The sequence below is a fragment of the Caulobacter sp. GW821-FHT11E11 genome, from assembly GCF_058808315.1.
The window spans coordinates 195,048-214,988 of sequence record NZ_JBXARO010000006.1 but is presented as its reverse complement, the minus strand read 5'-3'; the positions used below and the strand labels follow the sequence as shown (position 1 = coordinate 214,988).

General features: G+C 67.6%; 16 protein-coding genes. 6 read left to right on the top strand and 10 right to left on the bottom strand.

The window, feature by feature from the left end:
* Positions 1-120 precede the first annotated feature (120 nt).
* Positions 121-3,453: a TonB-dependent receptor domain-containing protein gene (locus AC1RR5_RS16540; RefSeq protein WP_492923020.1), complete on the bottom strand. Its 3,333-nt coding sequence runs from the start codon at positions 3,451-3,453 to the stop codon at positions 121-123.
* 354 nt (positions 3,454-3,807) lie between these two features.
* Here AC1RR5_RS16540 and AC1RR5_RS16535 point away from each other — a divergent pair, with 354 nt between their 5' ends.
* Genes AC1RR5_RS16535 through AC1RR5_RS16515 form a run of 5 tightly spaced genes read left to right on the top strand, consistent with a single transcriptional unit; the run spans position 3,808 to position 11,094 of the window.
* Positions 3,808-5,967 (top strand): chondroitinase-B domain-containing protein, encoded by a 2,160-nt coding sequence (locus tag AC1RR5_RS16535; RefSeq protein WP_492923018.1) that lies wholly within the window; start codon positions 3,808-3,810, stop codon positions 5,965-5,967.
* 7 nt (positions 5,968-5,974) lie between these two features.
* Complete coding sequence (locus AC1RR5_RS16530) at positions 5,975-8,137, top strand: alginate lyase family protein (protein ID WP_492923016.1); 2,163 nt, start codon at positions 5,975-5,977, stop codon at positions 8,135-8,137.
* 8 nt (positions 8,138-8,145) lie between these two features.
* Positions 8,146-9,444 (top strand): MFS transporter, encoded by a 1,299-nt coding sequence (locus AC1RR5_RS16525; RefSeq protein ID WP_492923014.1) that lies wholly within the window; start codon positions 8,146-8,148, stop codon positions 9,442-9,444.
* Positions 9,444-10,196 (top strand): SDR family NAD(P)-dependent oxidoreductase, encoded by a 753-nt coding sequence (locus tag AC1RR5_RS16520; RefSeq protein WP_492923012.1) that lies wholly within the window; start codon positions 9,444-9,446, stop codon positions 10,194-10,196. The genes AC1RR5_RS16525 and AC1RR5_RS16520 overlap by 1 nt, the downstream gene beginning before the upstream one ends.
* Positions 10,197-10,209: 13 nt before the next feature.
* On the top strand, positions 10,210-11,094 hold the full coding sequence (locus AC1RR5_RS16515) for an alpha/beta hydrolase fold domain-containing protein (RefSeq protein ID WP_492923010.1): 885 nt from the start codon (positions 10,210-10,212) through the stop codon (positions 11,092-11,094).
* A gap of 30 nt (positions 11,095-11,124) precedes the next feature.
* Here the strand turns inward: AC1RR5_RS16515 and AC1RR5_RS16510 are convergent, their stop codons facing one another.
* From AC1RR5_RS16510 to pobA, 9 genes are all read right to left on the bottom strand, one after another.
* The gene (locus AC1RR5_RS16510) at positions 11,125-11,277 is read right to left on the bottom strand and encodes a hypothetical protein (RefSeq protein ID WP_492923008.1); all 153 of its coding nucleotides are present in this window, start codon (positions 11,275-11,277) and stop codon (positions 11,125-11,127) included.
* A 115-nt stretch (positions 11,278-11,392) separates the two neighbouring features.
* Complete coding sequence (gene pcaDC, locus AC1RR5_RS16505; protein ID WP_492923006.1) at positions 11,393-12,583, bottom strand: bifunctional 3-oxoadipate enol-lactonase/4-carboxymuconolactone decarboxylase PcaDC; 1,191 nt, start codon at positions 12,581-12,583, stop codon at positions 11,393-11,395.
* Positions 12,583-13,731 carry a 3-carboxy-cis,cis-muconate cycloisomerase gene (gene pcaB / locus AC1RR5_RS16500; protein ID WP_492923004.1) on the bottom strand — a complete coding sequence of 383 codons (1,149 nt, stop codon included), beginning with the start codon at positions 13,729-13,731 and terminating at the stop codon, positions 12,583-12,585. The genes pcaDC and pcaB overlap by 1 nt, the downstream gene beginning before the upstream one ends.
* Before the next feature lie 17 nt (positions 13,732-13,748).
* The gene (gene pcaG / locus AC1RR5_RS16495) at positions 13,749-14,405 is read right to left on the bottom strand and encodes a protocatechuate 3,4-dioxygenase subunit alpha (RefSeq protein WP_492923002.1); all 657 of its coding nucleotides are present in this window, start codon (positions 14,403-14,405) and stop codon (positions 13,749-13,751) included.
* Positions 14,398-15,111: a protocatechuate 3,4-dioxygenase subunit beta gene (pcaH, locus tag AC1RR5_RS16490; protein ID WP_492923000.1), complete on the bottom strand. Its 714-nt coding sequence runs from the start codon at positions 15,109-15,111 to the stop codon at positions 14,398-14,400. Before pcaH ends, pcaG begins: the two co-directional genes overlap by 8 nt.
* A 9-nt stretch (positions 15,112-15,120) precedes the next feature.
* Entirely contained in the window at positions 15,121-16,320 is a 1,200-nt protein-coding gene (pcaF, locus tag AC1RR5_RS16485) for a 3-oxoadipyl-CoA thiolase (protein ID WP_492922998.1), read from the bottom strand.
* Positions 16,317-16,964 (bottom strand): CoA transferase subunit B, encoded by a 648-nt coding sequence (locus AC1RR5_RS16480; protein WP_492922996.1) that lies wholly within the window; start codon positions 16,962-16,964, stop codon positions 16,317-16,319. The genes pcaF and AC1RR5_RS16480 overlap by 4 nt, the downstream gene beginning before the upstream one ends.
* On the bottom strand, positions 16,964-17,674 hold the full coding sequence (locus tag AC1RR5_RS16475) for a CoA transferase subunit A (protein WP_492922994.1): 711 nt from the start codon (positions 17,672-17,674) through the stop codon (positions 16,964-16,966). Before AC1RR5_RS16475 ends, AC1RR5_RS16480 begins: the two co-directional genes overlap by 1 nt.
* Before the next feature lie 9 nt (positions 17,675-17,683).
* Positions 17,684-18,859 carry a 4-hydroxybenzoate 3-monooxygenase gene (pobA, locus tag AC1RR5_RS16470; RefSeq protein WP_492922992.1) on the bottom strand — a complete coding sequence of 392 codons (1,176 nt, stop codon included), beginning with the start codon at positions 18,857-18,859 and terminating at the stop codon, positions 17,684-17,686.
* 146 nt (positions 18,860-19,005) lie between these two features.
* Between pobA and AC1RR5_RS16465 the strand changes: the two genes are divergently transcribed.
* Positions 19,006-19,875, top strand: a complete 870-nt coding sequence (locus AC1RR5_RS16465; RefSeq protein ID WP_492922990.1) for a helix-turn-helix domain-containing protein — start codon at positions 19,006-19,008, stop codon at positions 19,873-19,875.
* Positions 19,876-19,941: the final 66 nt, after the last annotated feature.

Genomic DNA, 19,941 nt, shown 5'->3' with positions numbered 1-19,941 from the left:
CTGCTCTGCTGCCTCTCGTCCGGATCGCCATGAGACGACTCGGCGTCCCACCTCAGTCTGATGAGATCTAACGTGTTCTATCAGGGGTACACCAAAGTGGTATACCCCTGACGAACAAGCCTAGTTTCTGAACCGGAAGCCGATCGTGAACTGCCGGCCGGGCGAGCCGTAGAGCGCCGCCACCGGATTGTCGGCGTAGTAGTATCGGCTGGTGGCCTGGTTGGTCATGTTCAGGCCCTCGATCGAGAACGAGGCCCGGTCCGAGATCTTGTAGCTGAAGGCGAAGTCGACGTTCAGCGTGTCCTTGGATCCGCCGAAGTCGTTGATCAGCGGCGTATCGCACGCCACGCCGCCGACGACGCCCGGCGCGCAAGCGCCGGCCACCAGCGGGTAGGTGGTATAGTAGCCGTCGCGCTGAGCCAGGGAGACGCGCGTGTTGATGCGCTTGTCTTCGTAATAGAGCGTCAGGTTGACCGCGTTGGGTGACGCGCCCAGCCACGGCGCCTTGCCCATGACCGCCGGCGTCGTCTCCGAGCCCGGATCCAGGATGTAGGTGAGTTCGGACTCGATGTGGGTGGCGTTGAGCTGGATGCCCGTGTTCTTCAGCAGGCCCGGTAGGAAGGTGAAGGCCTGCTGATAGTTGATCTCCCAGCCTTTCAGCTCGCCACCGGGGGCGTCGCGGAACTGGCGGGCGGTCGCATCGTAGTCGCCGCGGATATAGGCGGCCTGGTCACTGCTTGTGCCGTACTGTTCGATCAGGCTTTGCAGCCCCTCGGCGTCGAGGAAGGTCGACAGCGGCGCGGCGAAGCGCACCGTCTGCGGATAGGAGCCGATCTTCTTCTTGAACGCGGCGATCGAGATAAGACCGCCTTCGGCGTAGTACCATTCCACGGCGGCGTCGAAATTGTTGGCGCGGAACGGCGAGAGCTTGGGGTTGCCGATCGTCAGGGTGGCGCCGGACGTCATGCCGCCCTCCGGGATCGTCAGCTGGGTAATGGTCGGGGCCAGCTGCTGCAGAGTCGGGCGCGACATGGTCTGGGCCGCGCCGAAGCGGAAGTAGAGATTGTCACGCGGACGAATGGCGATGTTGAATGAGGGCAGGACGTCCGAATAGGAGTTCTCGCCCTTCACGCTGCGGCCGCCGGTCGAGCGACCGGTCGAGTCGACATCGGTCGTGGCGTAGCGGACGCCGAGATTGCCGAAGGTGTTCCAACCGTCCAGGAAGTCATAGTTGAAGTTGACCTGGCCGTAGGCGCCGGCGGTCTTCTCGCTCACGTTAAAGGTCTCGCGACCCTGCTGGCGGAACTGGGTCAGGCGCCAGTCGCCCCACTTGTTGATGCACTCGCAGGTGAAGCCGAACAGGGCATCGAACTTCTCGATGTCCGGGCCGAACCACGACGTCGTGGTGCCGGCGGGCACGTCCAAGCCCTGGCCGAAGTTGATGACCTTGCCGAGGCTGGCGATCGAGACACCCGCTTCCTTTTCGGTCGGGTTGATCTGGACGTTCTGGCGCTCGGTCTGCGAGGTCGAGAAGCGATAGTCGCGCTGGGTGCCGCCGAACTTCAGGGTCAGGTTGTCGTTGAGCTCCCAGGTGAAGTCGGCCTTCCACGAGTTGTAGCGATTTTCGACGACCTTCTTGTGGTAGCGCAGGAACGAGACGCCCTTGAGGATCGTCCACTGGGTGGGATCGGCGGCGTTGAAGCCGGCGTCGAACAGGGGCATGTCGCCGCCGCCGCGCTCGTCATAGGTGAAGGTGGCCGGCTGATCGAACTGACCCCACTCGGCCATCTTGCCGTAGGAGTTCAGCTTTGAGCGCGACGCGCCATAGGTGAAGTCGGCCTTGAAGCGGTCGCTGAACTCGTGGGTCAGGTTGAAGGACAGCTGGTCGAAGGTGGTGTTGTAGCTGCCCTGGTCGGCGCGAGCGGCCCAGTCCAGGTTGCGCAGCTTCAGATAGTCGGCGACCCCGTTGGTGACGTTGGCGGCCAGCACGTCCGTCGCCGGGCGACCGATCTGTTGGGCGCGCATGGCCAGGCCGTCCGCCGACGGGACATAGCCGGGCGAGACGGGCGAATTGTAGTAGTCGTAAACGTCCAGATTGTTGGGGTTGTACGAGAAGCTCGTACCGGCCACGAGCGCGCCGCCATAGGTCGCTTGGCCGCAGTCGATCGGCGAGGCATAGGCGCCGCCGGCCGTATATGTGCAGGTCCCCGGATACAGCCCGCGCTTGGAGTTCAGCGCGGTGGCGGCGTTAGCCGTGGCGTAGGTCGCGTTGGTGTTGTTGCGGTTCAGGCCGAACGGCAACAGCTGGTTCAGCGTCGAGGTGCTCTTCTGGTTCGAGTGCAGCCCGTCGATCGTGAGGCGCGTGCGGGATGAGATATCCCACTGATAGGACGAGGTGATGCCCAGGCGCTTCTGGTGCAGATCCTGCTGCTCGGGACCGGCCAGGGCCGGGAAGATGATCTGCGAGCCGTCCAGCGACGGGTGGAGCAGGGCGTAGGCGGCGGGATCCGAGCCGGTCACCGCATCGATATAGGACGGGTTGGTGATGGCGGCCGTGGACGACACCGTGCCGCCGGGGTTGGTCGCGGTCGGATTGGAGACGCGGTTGGTGAACAGCGTGCCGACGGGCGCGGAGAAGCCGGCGCGGCGCGGGTTCTCCAGCGTCGCCCAGGTGGCCGAGCGATAGACATATTCGCCCGTCACGATCTGACGGCGGTATTGGTCGGTCTCGGAGTCCTTCTCCGAATAGGCGACCGAGGCCAGGAAGCCCATCTTGCCGTCGGCGAAGCGCTTGGAGAACAGGCCCGCCAGGCGCGGATTGTGGTGCTTGCCGTTCTGGTAATAGGCGTCCTCGACCGAGATCGCGTAGCGGTCCTTGCGATAGTCGAACGGACGGCCCGTCTGCAGGTCGACCGTGGCGCCCAGCGAGCCTTCGTCGGTCTCGGCCGAGGCGGTCTTGCGGACCTTCAGGCTGTTGAACAGCTCCGAGGCGAAGACGTTGAAGTCGAAGGTCCGGGTCGAGTTGATCGCGGTCGAGTTGGTATCGTTGGTGCCCGCCGTCGACAGCGCCTCGAGATTGTTGATGCGCACGCGGGTGAAGTCGCCGCCCAGGCCGCGCACTGTAATCGTGCGGCCTTCGCCGTTGTCGCGGTCGATCGAGATGCCGGGGATGCGCTGCAGCGACTCGGCGAGGTTGGCGTCGGGGAAGTCGGCGATGTCTTCGGCGTTGATGGCGTCGACCATCACGTCGGACTGGCGCTTCACGTTCAGTGCGCTTTGCAGCGAGGCGCGGTAGCCGGTGACGACCACGGCTTCGACCGTCTCGCTATCGGCCGCATCCTTCGCGGCGGGCGTTTCCTGCGCCACAGCCTGGCCAAAGCCAAGGCCGAAGACCAAGCAGGTCGACGCCAACAGCATGGTGCGCACATCACGGCGCTCAGGACGTTTGTCCATGTTTCTAGCCTCCCCAGTACCAATTTTCTAAATTTGGCTTACCTATTTGGTTGACCCCTAACGAGCGGATGTCAACACCCTGGTGCGATTAAATCGCATCTCAGGCGGCGACTCTGACGTGGATTCTCACGTTTTCATGGCCCCCTAGGGCCTTGCAGTGGGGCGATTGCGACGCGTCCTGCGTGTCTAGCCAACGATCTGCGACGATGAGGCGGTATTTATTGTTGGCCTAAAATTGGTCGACAAATTGGTTGACACCTTTGTGCCCGGGTGGTCCGATCGGGGTGTTCTCGCGTCGTCAGATGGCGTTCGGGGCATGAGGAAGCGGTCACAGCTTCGCGGGGAGAGCGTCAATTGAGAGGCCTGCGCGTTTCGAGCATTGCCGCCCTGTGGGCGTTCGGCGCGATGGCGGGCTCGGTTCACGCTTATGCGGCCGACCGCCTGGTCAGCACGCCCGACGCCTACAGCGTGGCGGTGCGCGCCTCGATCGCCGGCGACACGGTCATCCTGGCCGATGGCGTCTGGCGCGACTTCGAGATTCTGTTCACGGGCGAGGGGACAGCGGCCAAACCGATCACCCTGCGCGCCCAGACGCCCGGCAAGGTCGTCCTCTCGGGCAAGTCCAACCTGCGCCTGGCCGGTCGCCACCTGATCGTCTCGGGCCTGACCTTCAAGGACGGCTACAGCCCGTCGCCCGAGGTCATCGCGTTCCGAAAAGACAGCAAGACCCTGGCGTTCGACTCGCGTGTCACCGAGACGGTGATCGACGGTTTCAACAAGCCCGAGCGCGCCGCCGCCGACTATTGGATCGGCCTCTACGGCCAGAACAACCGCGTTGATCACAGCCACCTGCAGGGCAAGCTGAACCAGGGTGTGACCCTGGCCGTGGTGCTGAGCGGGGCCGAGAGCCAGCAGAACCATCACCGCATCGACCACAACTATTTCGGCCCGCGCCCGCCGCTGGGCTCGAACGGCGGTGAGACCATCCGGGTCGGCACCAGCGAGTTCTCGCTGACCAATTCCCTGACCGTGGTCGAGGACAACTATTTCGAGGAATGCAGCGGCGAGGTCGAGATCATCTCGAACAAGTCGGGCGGCAACATCTATCGCCGGAACGTCTTCGTCCGCTCGCAGGGCGCGCTGGTGCTGCGCCACGGCAATGGCAATCTGGTCGAGGACAATGTCTTCCTGGGTGGCAGCGTCCCGCACACCGGCGGCGTGCGGGTGATCAACGCCGACCAGACGGTGCGCAACAACTACTTCCAGGGCCTGGGCGGCGACGACTTCACCAGCGCCCTGGTGCTGATGAACGGCGTGCCGAACTCGCCGCTCAACCGCTACAATCAGGTGCTCAACGCCCGCATCGAGAACAACGTCTTCGTCGATGTGAAGCAGGTGCTGTTCGGCGCCGGCGCGGACCAGGAGCGCACCCTGGCGCCGGCCCACAGCACGCTGTCCGGCAATGTCTTCCTCGGCTCTGGCGGCAAGACTGTCTTTAAGGCCACAGCGCCGACCGACGGCCTGACCTTTACGGCCAATGTGGTCGACGGCGTCGCGCCGCTGGACGGCGTCTCTGGCTTTGAAGCCACGACTATTGGTCGCGAGACCCTGCCGGACGGCCGTGTCTATCCGGACGCCGCAGCGCGCAAGGCGCTGGGCCTGAAGGCACCGGTCAAGCTGCTGGCTCGCGAGGAGACCGGCGTGGCCTGGTACCCGAAGGGCGATCAGACCGTCGCCTTCGACTCCGGCCGGGTCCTGAAGATCAAGCCGGGCAAGGACCAGCTGTCGACCGCCGCCGCCAAGGCCGGGGCCGGCGACGTCATCGAACTGGCCGCCGGCGACTACGCCGAGGGGCGGGTCGTCGAGATCCGCCAGCCTCTGACCTTTCGCGCCGAGACGGGCGCGAAGCCGGTCGTGACCTTCGATCGGTCGACGCTGTTTAGCCTGACGGGACGCGGCTCTCTGAAGCTGCAGGGCCTCAAACTATCGGGCTCCAAGGCTCCAGAGGAGGCCGACAACGCCCTGATCCGCGCCAGCGCCGGTTCTCCGCTGCACAACTACGCCGTCGAGCTGATCGACAGCGAGGTCGCTGACCTGAAGGGCGGCGCGCTGAAGGGCGAGAAGGGGACCTTCGCCGATCATGTGACGATCCGGGGTTCTAGCTTCACGGGGATCAGCGGCGCGGTGCTGCGGATCGCGGGTGAGACGGAGTCGGGCGTCTATGGCGTCGAGCGGCTCGACGTGACCGCCAGCCAATTCGCCCAGCTTGGCTCGCCCATCTTCGACATCCTGCGAGGTGGGACCGACGAAAGCACCTTCGGCCCGCAGGCCCGCGTCAGCGGCTCGACCTTTCGCGACGTCGCGCTGGGGCAGCCGTCGATGAAGCTGGACGGCGTGCAGGTCGTAAAGCTCGACGCCAACGTCTTCGAGCGCGCGGCTCCGCCCCGCGTCACCATCCATGTCGGCAAGCCCGATCTCAGCCCGGCGCTCGAGATCATCGACCAGCGCAAATAGGCCAGTCATGTCCAAGTTTCGCCTTCACCTCTGCGCCGGCCTTGCGGTCCTGGCCCTGGCCGGCCAGGCCGCCGCCGCGACGCCGCCCAAGGTCTCTCCGGCCTCCGCCGCTCAGGTCCCGCCGCTGTTCGCCGCCACCCTGGCCAAGAGCCACGCCTTCGTCGATCCGCAACTGCGCAAGACCATCGACGTGCCGGTCCCGGCCGACGCCGGCGGCGGCTACACGCACGAGCGGCACAAGGACAACTATCGCCTGATCTACGAGGCGGGGATGCTGTACCGGCAGACCGGCGACCAAGCCTATGCCGATCTCGTGAAACGGGTGCTTCTGGACTACGCCAAGCTCTACCCGTCGCTGCCGCCGCATCCCAAACGCGCCAACCAGAAGCCGGGCCGGCTGTTCTGGCAGGTGCTGAACGACAGTGTCTGGCTGGTCAATTCGATCCAGGGCTACGAGGCGGTCAAGGACGCCATTCCCGCCGCCGACCGCGCGACGATCGAGGCGGGCGTGTTCCGACCGATGGCCGCATTCCTATCGACCGGCTCGGCCTCGACCTTCGACAGCATCCACAACCACGGCACCTGGGCGCTCGCGGCGGTCGGCATGACGGGCTACGCGATCGGCGACCAGGGGCTGGTCAAGCAGGCGCTGTACGGCTTGGACGTCTCGGGCAAGTCGGGCTTCTACAAGCAGCTGGACGAGCTGTTCTCGCCCGACGGCTACTATGCAGAGGGGCCATACTACCAGCGCTACGCCCTGTCGCCGTTCCTGCTGTTCGCCCAATCGATCCAGAGCCACGAGCCGTCGCGCAAGATCCTCGACTACCGCGATGGCGTGCTGCGCAAGGCCGTCTACGCCAACATCCAGCAGAGCTATGCCGGCCTGCTGTTTCCGATCAACGACGCCATGAGGGACAAGGGCATCGACACGCCCGAGCTGGTCCATGGCGTGGCGGTGACCTACGCCGCGACCCACGACCCGGCGCTGTTGTCGATCGCAATCCAGCAGGACGCTGTCGTTCTGAGCCCCGAAGGCCTGGAGGTCGCCGCCGCCATCGCCCGAGGAGAGGCAAAGCCGTTCCCGTTCGCCTCGATGAAGCTGCGCGACGGGGCCAAGGGCGATAAGGGCGCGCTGGTCGTCCTGCGTTCAGGCCCGAAGGCCAAGGACCAGGCGCTGGTGTTTAAGGCCACGTCCCAGGGCATGGGCCACGGCCATTTCGACAAGCTGTCCTGGCAGTTCTACGACGCCGGACGCGAGGTGCTGACCGATTACGGCGCGGCCCGCTTCCTGAACGTCGAGGCCAAGGCGGGCGGGCGCTATCTGCCGGAGAACGACAGCTGGGCCCAGCAGACGGTGGCCCACAACACCCTGGTGGTCGACGAGAAGAGCCAGTTCGGCGCCGACGCCGATGTCGGCGAGGCGCACTGGCCGACCATCCTGGCGTTCGACGCCAAGGACGGGATCCAGATGACCGCCGCGACCATCGACGACGCCTGGCCCGGCGTTCGCTACCGCCGCGCCATGGCCCTGATCAATCGACCGGAGACCGGACGGCCGATCGTGCTGGACCTTGTCCGCGCCGAAGGCGGTGGCAAGCATCGCTTCGACTTGCCGCTGCACTATGCCGGTCAGCTCGTCGACTCCGGCCTGAAGTTCCAGGGCGGGACCAGCGAGCTGAAGCCGCTGGGCAAGGCCTACGGCTACCAGCACCTGTGGGACCGCGGCCGGGCGCCGGTGAAAGGGACAGGGCGCGTGGCCTGGTTCAACGAGGGCCGGTTCTACGACTACGTCTTCGCCTCGGCCGATGTCGATCAGGCGGTGCTGACCGAGCTGGGCGCCAACGACCCGGACTACAACCTCCGCAACGAGCGGGCCGTCATCCTGCGCGGGGACGACCGCGACGGCTTCGTGCTGGCCGGGGTCCTGGAGGCGCACGGTTCGTACAGCGCCGCCGAGGAATACGCCCGCGACACAATCGCCGCCGTGAAGGGTGTGGAGCGCGCGTCCGAGAACGGCGCCGATCTCGTCACCATCCGCCTGTCGTCGGGCAAGACCCTGACCATCGGCGTCTCCTGGGATCCCGATGCCGCCAAGCGTCACCGGGTCACCACCCCGACCGGCGCCTATGCCTGGACCGGCTTCTCCGGCCTGGCCGTTCGCGAACAATGAGGCGCGCCGTGAAGATCAAGGGACTTCGCTGGCTGATCGTCGGGCTAGTCGGGCTGGCCACGGTGATCAACTACATCGATCGCAACGCGCTGGCCGTGATGTGGCCGCAGATTTCCAAGGACATGGGCGTCGGCAAGGAAGAGTACGCGCTCATCCTGACCTGCTTCATGCTGTCGTACGCCGCCGGCCAGACCATCTTCGGCAAGATCTTCGACGCCTTGGGCACGCGGCTTGGCTTCATGCTGTCGATCCTGGCCTGGTCGGCCTCGATCGCGCTGCATTCGGTGGCGCGATCGGTGCTGACCCTGGGCGTCCTGCGCGCGGCGCTGGGCGTCAGCGAGGCGGGCAACTGGCCCGGCGCGGCCAAGGCCAATGCCGAGTGGTTCCCGGTGCGTGAGCGCGCCTTTGCCCAAGGCATCTTCAACGCCGGCGCCTCGGTCGGGGCGATCATCTCGGCGCCGCTGATCGCCTGGCTTTTCCTGACCTTCGGCTGGCGGGCGACCTTCCTGGTCATCGGCGTGCTGGGCGTGCTCTGGGTCGTGCCGTGGGCCATCGTCTGCCGCGCCGCGCCCGAGGATCATCCTTGGCTGTCGGACGAGGAGCGCCAGCACATCCTGACGGGCCAACGTCCGACGGCGGGCGAGGCCGAGGTCGAGTACAAGCCGACGTGGTCGGGTCTGCTGCGCCATCGCGAGGCCTGGGGCCTGATCCTGGCGCGCTTCTTCATCGATCCGGTCTGGTGGCTGTTCGTCTCGTGGCTGCCGATCTATCTGGCCGAGCGCTTCGGCTTCGACATCAAGCAGATCGGCCTGTTCGGCTGGGTGCCCTATGTCGGGGCGGCGGCGGGCAGCCTGTTCGGCGGCTGGATCTCCGGCTGGCTGATCGGTCGCGGCTGGCGCCCGGTCAAGGCGCGCAAGTGGGCGATCACCCTGGGCGGCGTCTTCATGTTGCCGGCCTTGCTGCTGACCATCGGCGCCTCCACGCCGCTGCACGCGGTGCTGCTGATCGCCGTGATCCTGTTCGGCTTCCAGATCGCCATCAACAACATACAGACCCTGCCCAGCGACTACCTGCCCCGATCGGTCGGTTCGCTGGCCGGGATCAGCGGCACCGCCGCCGTGGCCGGGGTGCTGATCACCACCTGGATCGTCCCGGTCGCCACCAAGGTCAGCTACGCCCCCGTCTTCATCATGGGCGCCAGCCTGGTTCCTCTTTCCATCCTGTCCATCTGGCTCTTGGGCGGCCGGGGCGAACGCCTCGTCGATCCCGCCCTCGCGGCCCGCGCTACCAACGGAGTGAATTCCTGATGCCCCTCACCAACAAGACCGTCATCGTCACCGGCGGCGCGCGCGATATCGGCAAGGCCGTCTCGCTGAAGCTGGCGGCGGAAGGGGCCAATGTCGCCATCAACTATTTCGGCAGCGAGGAGGGCGCCAAGGCGACCCTGGCCGAGATCGAGGCGGCCGGCGGCCGGGCGCTCATCCTGAAGGGGGACATGACCTCCGCCGCCGACGTCCAGGCGTTGGTCGATGCGGCTTTGTCGACCTTCGGCGGCCCCATCGGCGCGCTGGTCAACGTCGCCGGCGGCATGGTCGCCCGCAAGACGCTGGGCGAGATGGACGAGACCTTCTTCGACCACGTCCTGCGGCTGAACCTGAGCTCGGTATTCCTGGCGACCAAGGCGGTTGTGCCGCACATGGCCGAGGGCTCGGCGATCGTGAACCTGTCCTCCCAGGCCGGCAAGGACGGCGGTGGTCCGGGGGCCACGGCCTACGCCACGGCCAAGGGCGCGATCATGACCTTCACCAAGGCCATGGCCAAGGAACTGGGCCCGCAGGGGATCCGCGTGAACGCCCTGTGTCCGGGCATGATCGGCACCAGCTTCCACGACACCTTCTCCAAGGACGAGGTCCGCGCCCGCGTCGCCGCCAGCACCCCGCTGCGCCGAGAGGGCCGCGCGCCCGAGATCGCCGACGCCGTGGCCTATCTGGCCAGCGACGCGTCCAGCTTCCTGACCGGGGTCAATCTGGACATCAACGGCGGCCTGTTGATGAGCTGACGGGAGAGACGTGATGATCGCCAAGACCCTCGCCGCCGTCCTGCTGCTGGGCGCGACTCCCGTCGCCGCCCAGACCTGGACCGATCCCGCCGCCTGGGCGTCCGTGAAGACGCCCGAGACCACCAAGGACGTGGTCTACCTCCAGGCCAGCGGCAAGGATCTGCATCTGGACGTCTATCGCAACACGGCCTTCGAAGGGCCGCGCCCGGTGCTGGTCTACATCCACGGCGGCGCCTGGTGGAAAGGCGAGAAGCCCGCCGGCTGGGGCGGTTTCCGCGCCTATCTGGCGGCGGGCTTCTCGGTCGTCACCGTCGAGTACCGCCTGACCGACGTCGCGCCCGCCCCGGCGGCGGTACAGGACGTCCGCTGCGCCCTGTCGTGGGTGAAGGCCAACGCCAAGACCTACGGCTTCGACGCCAAGCGGGTCGTGCCCTACGGCACCTCGGCGGGCGGGCACCTGGCCTTGATGGCCGGCATGCTACCCAAGACGAACGACATCGATCTGCCGGCCTGCCGCGACCAGCCGAAGGTGGCGGCGATCCTCGACTTCTACGGCCCCTATCACCTTCGAGCCGATCTGCCGGGCGCCTTCAAGAGCCCGTCGACGGCGCGCTGGATCGCTGGCGGTCCCGAGGCGCTGTGGACCTCGATGTCGCCGGCCGCCTATGTCCGCAAGGGCCAGCCGCCGGTGTTCATCGTCCATGGCGACGCCGATCCAACGGTGCCCTACGAAGCCTCGACGTCGCTCAAGGCCGATCTCGACAAGGCAGGTGTCCTCAATCGCTTCCACCCTGTCTCGGGCGGCGTGCACGGCAAGTTCCCGAAGGAGGAGCAGATCAAGGTCGAGCAAGATGCGCTGCAGTTCTTGACGACGACCGCCGTGCTCAGCGCTCGCTAGGCTTACCGCAAGCTCGGCGGCTCGGGTCGTTTACGCGCTTTCGAACCACAGGAACGACCAGTCGGTCATCATCTCGGGGAAGTCCGGCTTGATGACTAAGACCCCGGGCGCGATGCCGCCGGGAATGAAGCCGTAGTCGGCCCGGTTGTGACCATAGCCGTTCAGCTTCGAGCGCGTCCCCACGGTCGAGACCAGGGACAGGTTGTTGGCCGGGTGGCGGCCCAGCAGCGATGTTCGCCGGCAAGGACTGCGCGCTCTGCGCTTGTTCCGGCTGGCGCGTCGAAAGCAAGGGCGTGAACTAGGGCGTCTCGCCCAGTTCGGCCATGACTTCGGAGGCTTCTGTGAAGGCGGTGTTGGCGGCGGGTACCCCCGCGTAGATCGCCGTCTGCATCAGCACCTCCTTCAGCTCGTCGACCGTGAAGCCGCCTTGCTCTAGCCCCGCCCGGACGTGCAGGCGGAACTCCTCCCAGCGCGCGAGGCTGGCGCAGATGGCCAGCACCAGCAGGCGCCGGGTGCGGTGGTCCAGGCCCGGCCGACCCCAGACTTCGTTCCAGGCGTAGCGGGTGATCATGGCCTGGTAGTCGGCGGTGAAGGCCGTGCGCCTGGCCAGGGACTTGTCGACCCAGGCGTCGCCCAGGACCTTGCGGCGGGTCGTCAGGCCGGCCTCGAACAGCGCATCCTTGGCGTCGCGGACGGCGGTCCCGCGCAGGACCTCGCCGACGAAGTCGCCGATGGCGCCGGCGAAGGCGGTCGGGGCTTCCAGGCTGGGCAGGTGGGCGCCGTCGATCTCCAGATGGCGCGCGCCGGGCACGGCGGCGACGATGCGCTCCGCATGGCCCTCGAACGGCGTGGCGACGTCCTTGGCGCCGGTCAGCACCAGGGTCGGGGCGGTGATGCCGGGCAGGCCTTCCAGCAGGGCCATGTCACGGATCGCCGCGCCGCAGCCGCAATAACCGTTGGGGTTCTGGGCCAGCATGCCGGCGCTCACCGTCTCGACGACCTCGGGGTGTTGAGCGCGGAAGCCTTCCGAGAAGAACCGGCCCATCACCGGCTCGACCAGTGACGCCATGCCTTCGGCCCGGATCAGGGCCAGGCGCTGGTCCCAGGTCGACGGATCCATGGCCGGCGAGGTGCAGGCCAGGATCAGGGCGGTGACGCGCTCAGGAGCCTTCGGCGCGAGCGCCATGGCGATCATGCCGCCCAGCGAGGTGCCGGCGATGCTGGCCGTCTGGGCGCCCGCCGCGTCCATCACCGCCAGCACGTCGTCGGCCAGCAGGTCGAGACTATAGTCGCCCGCCGGCGCGTCCGAGGCGCCGTGGCCGCGCGTGTCCATCCGCAACACCCGGAAGTCCGGCGTCAGCAGCGGCACGACGGGATCGTACAGTGACAGGTCCGTGCCAATCGAGGTCAGCAACACCAAGGCCGGCCTGTCGGCCGCGCCGTCTGCGCGCCAGTAGATCCTGGCGCCGTGCGAGGTCGCGAAGGGCATCAGCGGTCCTTTCGGTAGGCGGCGAGGGCGCGCGAGGTCAGGGCTTCGGACTCGCCGATATCGGCGCCGACCTGGGCGGCCGCAAGATTGGCGGCCATGCGGTCGGTGTCGACCTCCAGGCCTTCGATCACCGGCGCCATGGCGGCCAGGGCGCCGTGGGTCAGCTGGAACAGATCGGCCAGCACCGGCGCCTCGGCCTGCCAGCCGCCCAGGCCGCGCTCGTGCTGCTGGGGCAGGGCGGCGGTAATCGTGGCGGCCAGGTGCGGTGCGCGGATCGCGGCGGAGAGGGCGACCTGGCAGCTGGTCGGGTTGCGCTTGTGGGCCATGGCCGAGGAGCCGCCCCGACCCTCGACGCGCGGTTCGAAGGTCTCGGCGACCTCGCCTTGGGCCAGCAGGGCGATGTCGCCGGCGATCTTGCCGACCGCGCCGGTCAGGATGGCGAGGCTGGAGGCCAGACCGGCCAGACCTTCGCGGCGGGCGTGCCAAGGCGTGTCGGCGGCGGGGAGGTCGAGCAGTTCGGCGAGACGTTCGACAACCGCCTGCGCCTGGCCATCGAGCCCGGCGAGCGAGCCCGCGGCGCCGCCCAGTTGCAGCTGGATGGCGCTGGTCTCGCGCTCGAACCGGGCCAGGGCGCCCGCGACGCCTTGCAGCCAGCCGGCGACCTTGAGGCCGAAGGTGATCGGCAGGGCGCCTTGCAGCAGGGTGCGGCCGAGCATCGGCGTGGCCGCGTGCGTCTCGGCCAGACGCGCCAGGGCGTCGGCGAGGCGACGGGCGTCCTTGACCACCAGAGCCGCGCCGGCCTTGGCCTGCAGCATCAGAGCGGTGTCGGCCAGGTCCTGGCTGGTCGCGGCCTTGTGGACGAGTTTGGCAATGGCCGGGTCGGTGATCCGTTTGCGGATGATCTCGACCAGGGGGATGGCCAGGGTTCCGGCGTGGGCCGCGGCCTCGGCCAGAAGATCGACGTCGGGGCGTTCGACGCAGGCCGCGCGGATGCAAGCGGCGCTGGCCTGGTCGATCACCCCGACGTCCGCCTGCGCCTGAGCCAGGGAGGCCTCGAAGCGCAGGGCCGCGTCCAGCAGGGCCTCGTCGCCGAAGACGGCAAGCATGGCGGCGGAGGAGGCCGAGCGGTCGCGGATCAGGGAAGGCAAGGGCGACTCCGTCTTCGTCAGATGTCGAAGAAGACGGTTTCGCGCTCGCCTTGCAAGACGATGTCGAAGCGCCAGGCGCCGTCCTGCTGGCGGGCGATCAGGGTGTCGCGGCGTTCGGGCGGAACCAGGGCCAGGATCGGGTCGGCGGCGTTCTGAGGCGCGCCCTCGAAATAGACGCGGGTGGCCAGGCGCTTGATCACACCACGGCCGAAGACGCTGACGGCGATATGCGGGGCCTGCTGGGTGTTTCCGGGACCGGGCGCCGGACCAGGACGCACGGTCTTGAAGCGATAGAGGCCGTCTTCGCTGGTCGAGGCGCGGCCAAAGCCGATGAAGCCGTCGTCGGGGCTGGCGTAGCGGCCAGCGGCGTTGGCCTGCCAGATCTCGATCATGGCGTCAGGCACGGGCTTGCCGTCGGCGTCGGTGACGAGGCCTTCCAGGATGATCATCTCACCACTGACCGCGCCGCGCGGCGGCGAGACGTTCAGCACGTAGTGCTCTTCGGAGAAGAGTTCCGGGCGGGCGCCCATGTCCGATTGGCCGACCAGGTCCGCGCCGCCTTTCCAGGGCAGGCCGTAGTGGAAGAATGGGCCGACGGTCTGGGACGGAGTCTGGCCGAACAGGGCCGGGTCCTGGTTGTCGAGACGCGGGGCCGGATTGACCTGGTCAGTCATGATGATCGTCCTCGAAAGGCGTCTCGTCGCGGCCGCGCAGCACCACGTCGAACAGGTAGCCCAGCGCCCAGTTGGGCCGGGTGGTCTCGATGTCGAACCGCGAGACCATGCGCTGGCGGTAGGGCAGGGGCACGGCGTTGGCGATCGGGTCGATCTCGATCAGCGGATCGTCCGGGAAGTACATCTGGGTGACCAGGCGCGTGGCGAAGGCCGGGCCCAGCAGCGACAGGTGGATGTGCGACGGCCGCCAAGCGTTGTGGTGGTTGCCCCACGGATAGGCGCCGGGGCGCACCGTGACATAGCTGTAGCGGCCCTCGGTGTCGGTGATCACCCGGCCCGCGCCAGTGAAGTTCGGGTCGTGCGGGGCGTCCCACTGGTCCTTGGAATGGATGTAGCGGCCGGCGGCGTTGGCCTGCCAGATCTCCATCACGGTGTTGGGGACGGGGCGGCCGTTCTCGTCCAGCACGCGGCCGGAGACGACGATGCGCTGGCCTTGCGGCGCGCCCTTGTGCTGGGTGGTCAAGTCGGCCAGCGACGCGCCCATCAGGTTTTCCCAGCCGCTGGCCGGGCCGGTGGTCTCGGTCAGGGTGTGGGGGATCTTGACCAGCGGCTGGCGCGGCGAGCGCGCGACGGTCGAGCCATAGGCCGGACAGAGTGACGGCGGTTGGCCGGCGTCTTCGCGGGCATAGGGCAGGATCAGGCTCATGGCGGTCTCCTAGACGCGTTCGAAGGCCAGAGCGGCGCCCTGGCCGACGCCGATGCACAGTGTGGCCAGGCCGCGCTTGCCGCCAGTGGCTTCCAACTGGCGCAAGGCGGTCAGCACAAGCCGTGCGCCGGACGCGCCGAGCGGGTGGCCTAGCGCAATCGCGCCGCCGTTCGGGTTCACGTGCGCGCCGTCGTCGGGCAGGCCGAGCTGGCGGAGGACGGCGAGGCCCTGGGCGGCGAAGGCCTCGTTCAGCTCGACCGTGTCGAAGTCGCCGATGGCGAGGCCGGTCCTGGCGAGGAGCTTCTGAACCGCCGGGACCGGACCGATGCCCATCACGCGCGGCGGCACGCCGGCCGTGGCGTAGCCGGTGATGCGGGCGCGGGGCGTCAGGCCGTGGCGCTTCACGGCGTCCTCCGAGGCGACGATCAGGGTCACCGCGCCGTCATTGACGCCGGAGGCGTTGCCGGCGGTGACCGTGCCGCCTTCGCGGACGACCGGCTTTAGCTTCGTGAGCGCTTCGATCGTGGTCTCGCGCGGATGTTCGTCGCGGTCGACGATCGTCGGGCCGGTCTTGCCAGGGATCTCGACCGGGGTGATCTCGCCAGCCAGGAAGCCGTTGGCTTGGGCTGCGGCCGCCCGCTGCTGGCTACGCAGGGCGAAGGCGTCCTGATCCTCGCGGTTCACATCGTAGTCGGCAGCGACGTTCTCGGCAGTCTCCGGCATCGAGTCGACGCCGTAAGCCTTGCGCATCGCCGGATTGACGAAGCGCCAGCCGATGGTGGTGTCGAAGATCTCGGCGTTGCGGGCGAAGGCGCTGTCGGCCTTGCCCATCACGAAAGGGGCGCGGCTCATGCTCTCGACACCGCCGGCGATGACCAGGTCGTTGTGGCCCGACAGGATGGCGCGGGCGGCGTAGCCGATGGCCTCCAGGCCCGAGGCGCACAGGCGGTTGACGGTGACGCCCGGGACCTCGACCGGGAAGCCGGCCAGCAGCAGGCCCATGCGCGCGACGTTGCGGTTGTCCTCGCCAGCTTGGTTGGCGCAGCCGAGAACGACTTCGTCGATGGCCGACAGGTCGAGGCCGGCGTTGCGCGCGGCTAGGGCCTTCAGCGGGATCGCCGCCAGGTCGTCCGCGCGGACCTTGGATAGCGCGCCGCCATAGCGGCCGATCGGCGTGCGGATCCCGTCACACAGATAGGCCGCGCTCATGCGAAGGCCCCCGCATCGAAGTCGGCTTCGGTCTTGGCCTTGACCTCGTCCAGCGTGACGCCCGGCGCCAGCTCGACCAGCGTCAGGCCGCCGCCTTTGCGATCCAGGTCGAAGACGCAGAGGTCGGTGATCACCATGTCGACGCAGGCCGCGCCGGTCACGGGCAGGGCGCAGCGCTTGAGCACCTTGCTCTGGCCGGCCTTGTTGGCGTGATCCATGACTACGATCACCCGCTTGACGCCGGCCACCAGGTCCATGGCCCCGCCCATGCCCTTCACCATCTTGCCGGGGATGGTCCAGTTGGCGATGTCGCCGTTCTGGGCCACTTCCATCGCGCCCAGCACCGTCAGGTCGATGTGGCCGCCCCGGATCATCGCGAAGCTCTGGGCGCTGTCGAAGAAGCTGGAGGTCGGCAGCTTGGTGATCGTCTGCTTGCCGGCGTTGATCAGGTCCGGATCGGCCTCGCCCTCGTAGGGGAAGGGGCCCATGCCCAGCATGCCGTTCTCGGACTGCAGGGTGACGTGCACGCCGTCGGGGATGTGGTTGGCCACCAGGGTCGGGATGCCGATGCCCAGGTTGACGTAGAAGCCATCCTTCAGCTCACGGGCGGCGCGGGCCGCCATCTCGTCGCGGGTCCAGGCCATTACGCTTGCTCCTTCGGACGCGTCGTCAGTTTCTCGATGCGCTTCTCGTTGATCGTGCTGAGGATGATGCGATCGACATAGATGCCCGGCGTATGGATGCTGTTGGCGTCCAATTCGCCGGCCTCGACGATCTCCTCGACCTCGACGATCGTCACCTTGCCGGCCGTAGCCATCACCGGGTTGAAGTTGCGGGCGGTCATCCGAAACATCAGATTGCCTTCCGGATCGGCCTTCCATGCCTTCACGATGGCCAGGTCGGCGCGCAGCCAGGTCTCGCGGACGTAAGGCTCGCCCTCGAAGGTCTCGACCGGCTTGCCCTCGGCCACCACCGTGCCGACGCCGGTCTTGGTGTAGAAGGCCGGGATGCCCGCGCCGCCGGCCCGGATGCGTTCGGCCAGGGTGCCTTGCGGGTTCAGTTCCAGCTCCAGCTCGCCCGACAGATAGAGCTGCTCGAACAGCTTGTTCTCGCCGACGTAGCTGGAGATCATCTTCTTGATCTGGCCGTTGTTGAGCAGCATCCACAACCCGAAGCCGTCGGCTCCGCAGTTGTTGCTGATCACGGTCAGGCCCTTGACGCCCGTGTCCTTCAGGGCCGGGATCAGGGTCTCGGGATTGCCCGAGAGGCCAAAGCCGCCGGACATCAGGGTCATGCCGTCGAAGGCGACGCCTTCCAGCGCCGCGGCGGCGCTCTCGTAGATCTTGCTCTTCACGGAATGCTCCTAGACCAGCGGGAGGCCGACATAGTTCTCGGCGAGAGTGACCTGGGCGGCGCGGGAGCCGCGGATGTAGGCGAGCTCGGCCACCTGCATCTTGCGGTCGAAGCCGTCGCGGTCGGGGAAGCGGTGGGTGAGGCCGGTGAACCACCACGAGAAACGCTCGGCCTTCCAGACCCTGGCCAGGGCGCGGGCCGAGTAGCCATCGATGCCGGCGCTGGAGCGCTCGCCGTAGTATTCGGTCAGGGCCTCGGACAGCATGATCACGTCCGATACGGCCAGGTTCATGCCCTTGGCGCCGGTGGGCGGCACGATGTGGGCCGCGTCGCCGGCCAGGAATAGACGGCCATGGCGCATGGGCTCGGTGACGAAGCTGCGCAGCGGGGCGATCGACTTCTCGAACGACGGGCCACGGGTGATCCGCGCGGCGGCTTCCGGGCCCAGGCGGATCGAAAGCTCATCCCAGAAGCGCGCGTCGTCCCAGTCCTCGATCCGCTCGTCCAGGGCGCACTGGATGTAGTAACGGCTGCGGGTGGGCGAGCGCATCGAGGCCAGGGCGAAGCCGCGCTCATGGTTGGAATAGATCAGCTCGTGATCGCACGGCGGCACGTCCGCCAGGATGCCCAGCCAGCCGAACGGGTAGACCCGCTCGAAGGTCTTGAGCACGGCCTCCGGGATCGCGGCGCGGCTGACGCCATGATAGCCGTCGCATCCCATGATGAAGTCGCAGTCGATCCGGCGCTCCACACCGTATTGGCGGAAGGTCACGCTGGGCGCGTCGGTGTCGATGTCGTGCGGGGCGACCTCGTCGGCGTCGAAGATAATCGACAGGCCGCGCGGCTCGGCCGCGTCGAACAGGTCCTTCATCACCTCCTGCTGGCCATAAACCATCACGGTGGAGCCGCCGGTCAGTTCGGCCATGTCGACGCGGAACAGCTCGCCGTCGGCGGCGAGGTTGGCGCCGCCGTGCACCAGGCCCTCGCGGCGCATCCGCTGGCCAAGGCCCAGGCGGTCCATCAGGTCGACGGTGATCTGCTCCAGCACGCCGGCGCGGACACGGCCTTCGACATAGGCCCGGTCACGGCGCTCCAGAACGACGGCGTCGATGCCGGCGGCGGCCAGGAGGTGCGCCAGGAACATGCCCGCCGGGCCCGCGCCGATGATGGCGATCTGAGTGCGCATGGGCGTCATGTCCTCCCGCCGCAGTGTCTGCGATCTTGGAAGCAGACTAGACCTCGCCCAGCCGGTGGCGATGGATGTGTCGGGGGAATAGTTGGACTTTTCGTGGATGGGGTGAGACGGTCCTGTCGCGCCAGGAGGGCGCGCGCGTGGCCTCACAATCCAAAATTCCCAGCTTTTTCCTGTTCGGCGAGCCGCCTCGGGTGGCCGAGGGCAAGTTCCTGCATCTGGAGGCCTTGGACGATCGCTCGCGGCCCAATGACTGGAACATCCGGCCGCACGCCCACGCCGACCTCAACCACGTCTTCCACATCGCCCAGGGAGGCGGCCGCATGTCGGCGGACGGCAAGGCGGTGGAGTTTGCCGCGCCCTGCCTGCTGATCGCCCCGGCGCGCGTGGTGCATGGCTTCGTCTTCGAGGCCGAGACCACAGGCTCGGTGCTGACGATCGCCGACAGCTATCTGCGCGAGCTGGTTGGACGCGAGCCGGCTTTCGAGGTTGTCTTCCAGCAGGCTGTCGCCCTGGCGCTAAGCCCTGAACATGGCGCGGCCCAGAGCCTGAAGCGCCTGGCCAAGGAGTTGACCTGGGCGGCGCCCGGCCACGGGGCGGCGGTCGAGGCGCATCTGCTGACCATCCTGGTGGACGTGCTGCGCTTGCGCGCCCACGTCGATGCGCCGGAGAATGCGCGGCCCAACACTCATGCCGCCCTGGTCGCTAGGTTCCGCGAGCGGGTCGAGGCCGGCTATCGCACCAACCGCGCACTGGAGGCCTATGCCTCCGACCTGGGCGTATCGGTCTGGACCCTGGGGGCGGCGTGTCGAAGCGTCGCCTCGGCCTCGCCGCTCAGCCTGGTGCAGGATCGCAAGATGCTCGAGGCCCGGCGGGCCTTGCTCTATTCCAACATGACGGTGGCTGAGATCGCCTACTACCTCGGCTTCGACGACCCAGCCTATTTCACGCGGGTCTTCACCAAGCACGCGGGGGTCTCGCCGCGAGGCTTCCGCGACGGCGCTCCATAACAAAATCGCCGCCGACATCGCCCGGGGGAGGGACGATCTCGGCGGCGACACCCTGGCGCCGGTGGC

Excerpts from the sequence above, each read along its gene's own strand:
- AC1RR5_RS16540 (WP_492923020.1), bottom strand. The coding sequence starts at position 3,453 with ATGGACAAACGTCCTGAGCGCCGTGATGTGCGCACCATGCTGTTGGCG.
- AC1RR5_RS16530 (WP_492923016.1), top strand. The coding sequence starts at position 5,975 with ATGTCCAAGTTTCGCCTTCACCTCTGCGCCGGCCTTGCGGTCCTGGCC.
- AC1RR5_RS16520 (WP_492923012.1), top strand. The coding sequence starts at position 9,444 with ATGCCCCTCACCAACAAGACCGTCATCGTCACCGGCGGCGCGCGCGAT.
- AC1RR5_RS16515 (WP_492923010.1), top strand. The coding sequence starts at position 10,210 with ATGATCGCCAAGACCCTCGCCGCCGTCCTGCTGCTGGGCGCGACTCCC.
- pcaDC (WP_492923006.1), bottom strand. The coding sequence starts at position 12,583 with ATGCCCTTCGCGACCTCGCACGGCGCCAGGATCTACTGGCGCGCAGAC.
- pcaG (WP_492923002.1), bottom strand. The coding sequence starts at position 14,405 with ATGACTGACCAGGTCAATCCGGCCCCGCGTCTCGACAACCAGGACCCG.
- pcaH (WP_492923000.1), bottom strand. The coding sequence starts at position 15,111 with ATGAGCCTGATCCTGCCCTATGCCCGCGAAGACGCCGGCCAACCGCCG.
- pcaF (WP_492922998.1), bottom strand. The coding sequence starts at position 16,320 with ATGAGCGCGGCCTATCTGTGTGACGGGATCCGCACGCCGATCGGCCGC.
- AC1RR5_RS16480 (WP_492922996.1), bottom strand. The coding sequence starts at position 16,964 with ATGGCCTGGACCCGCGACGAGATGGCGGCCCGCGCCGCCCGTGAGCTG.
- pobA (WP_492922992.1), bottom strand. The coding sequence starts at position 18,859 with ATGCGCACTCAGATCGCCATCATCGGCGCGGGCCCGGCGGGCATGTTC.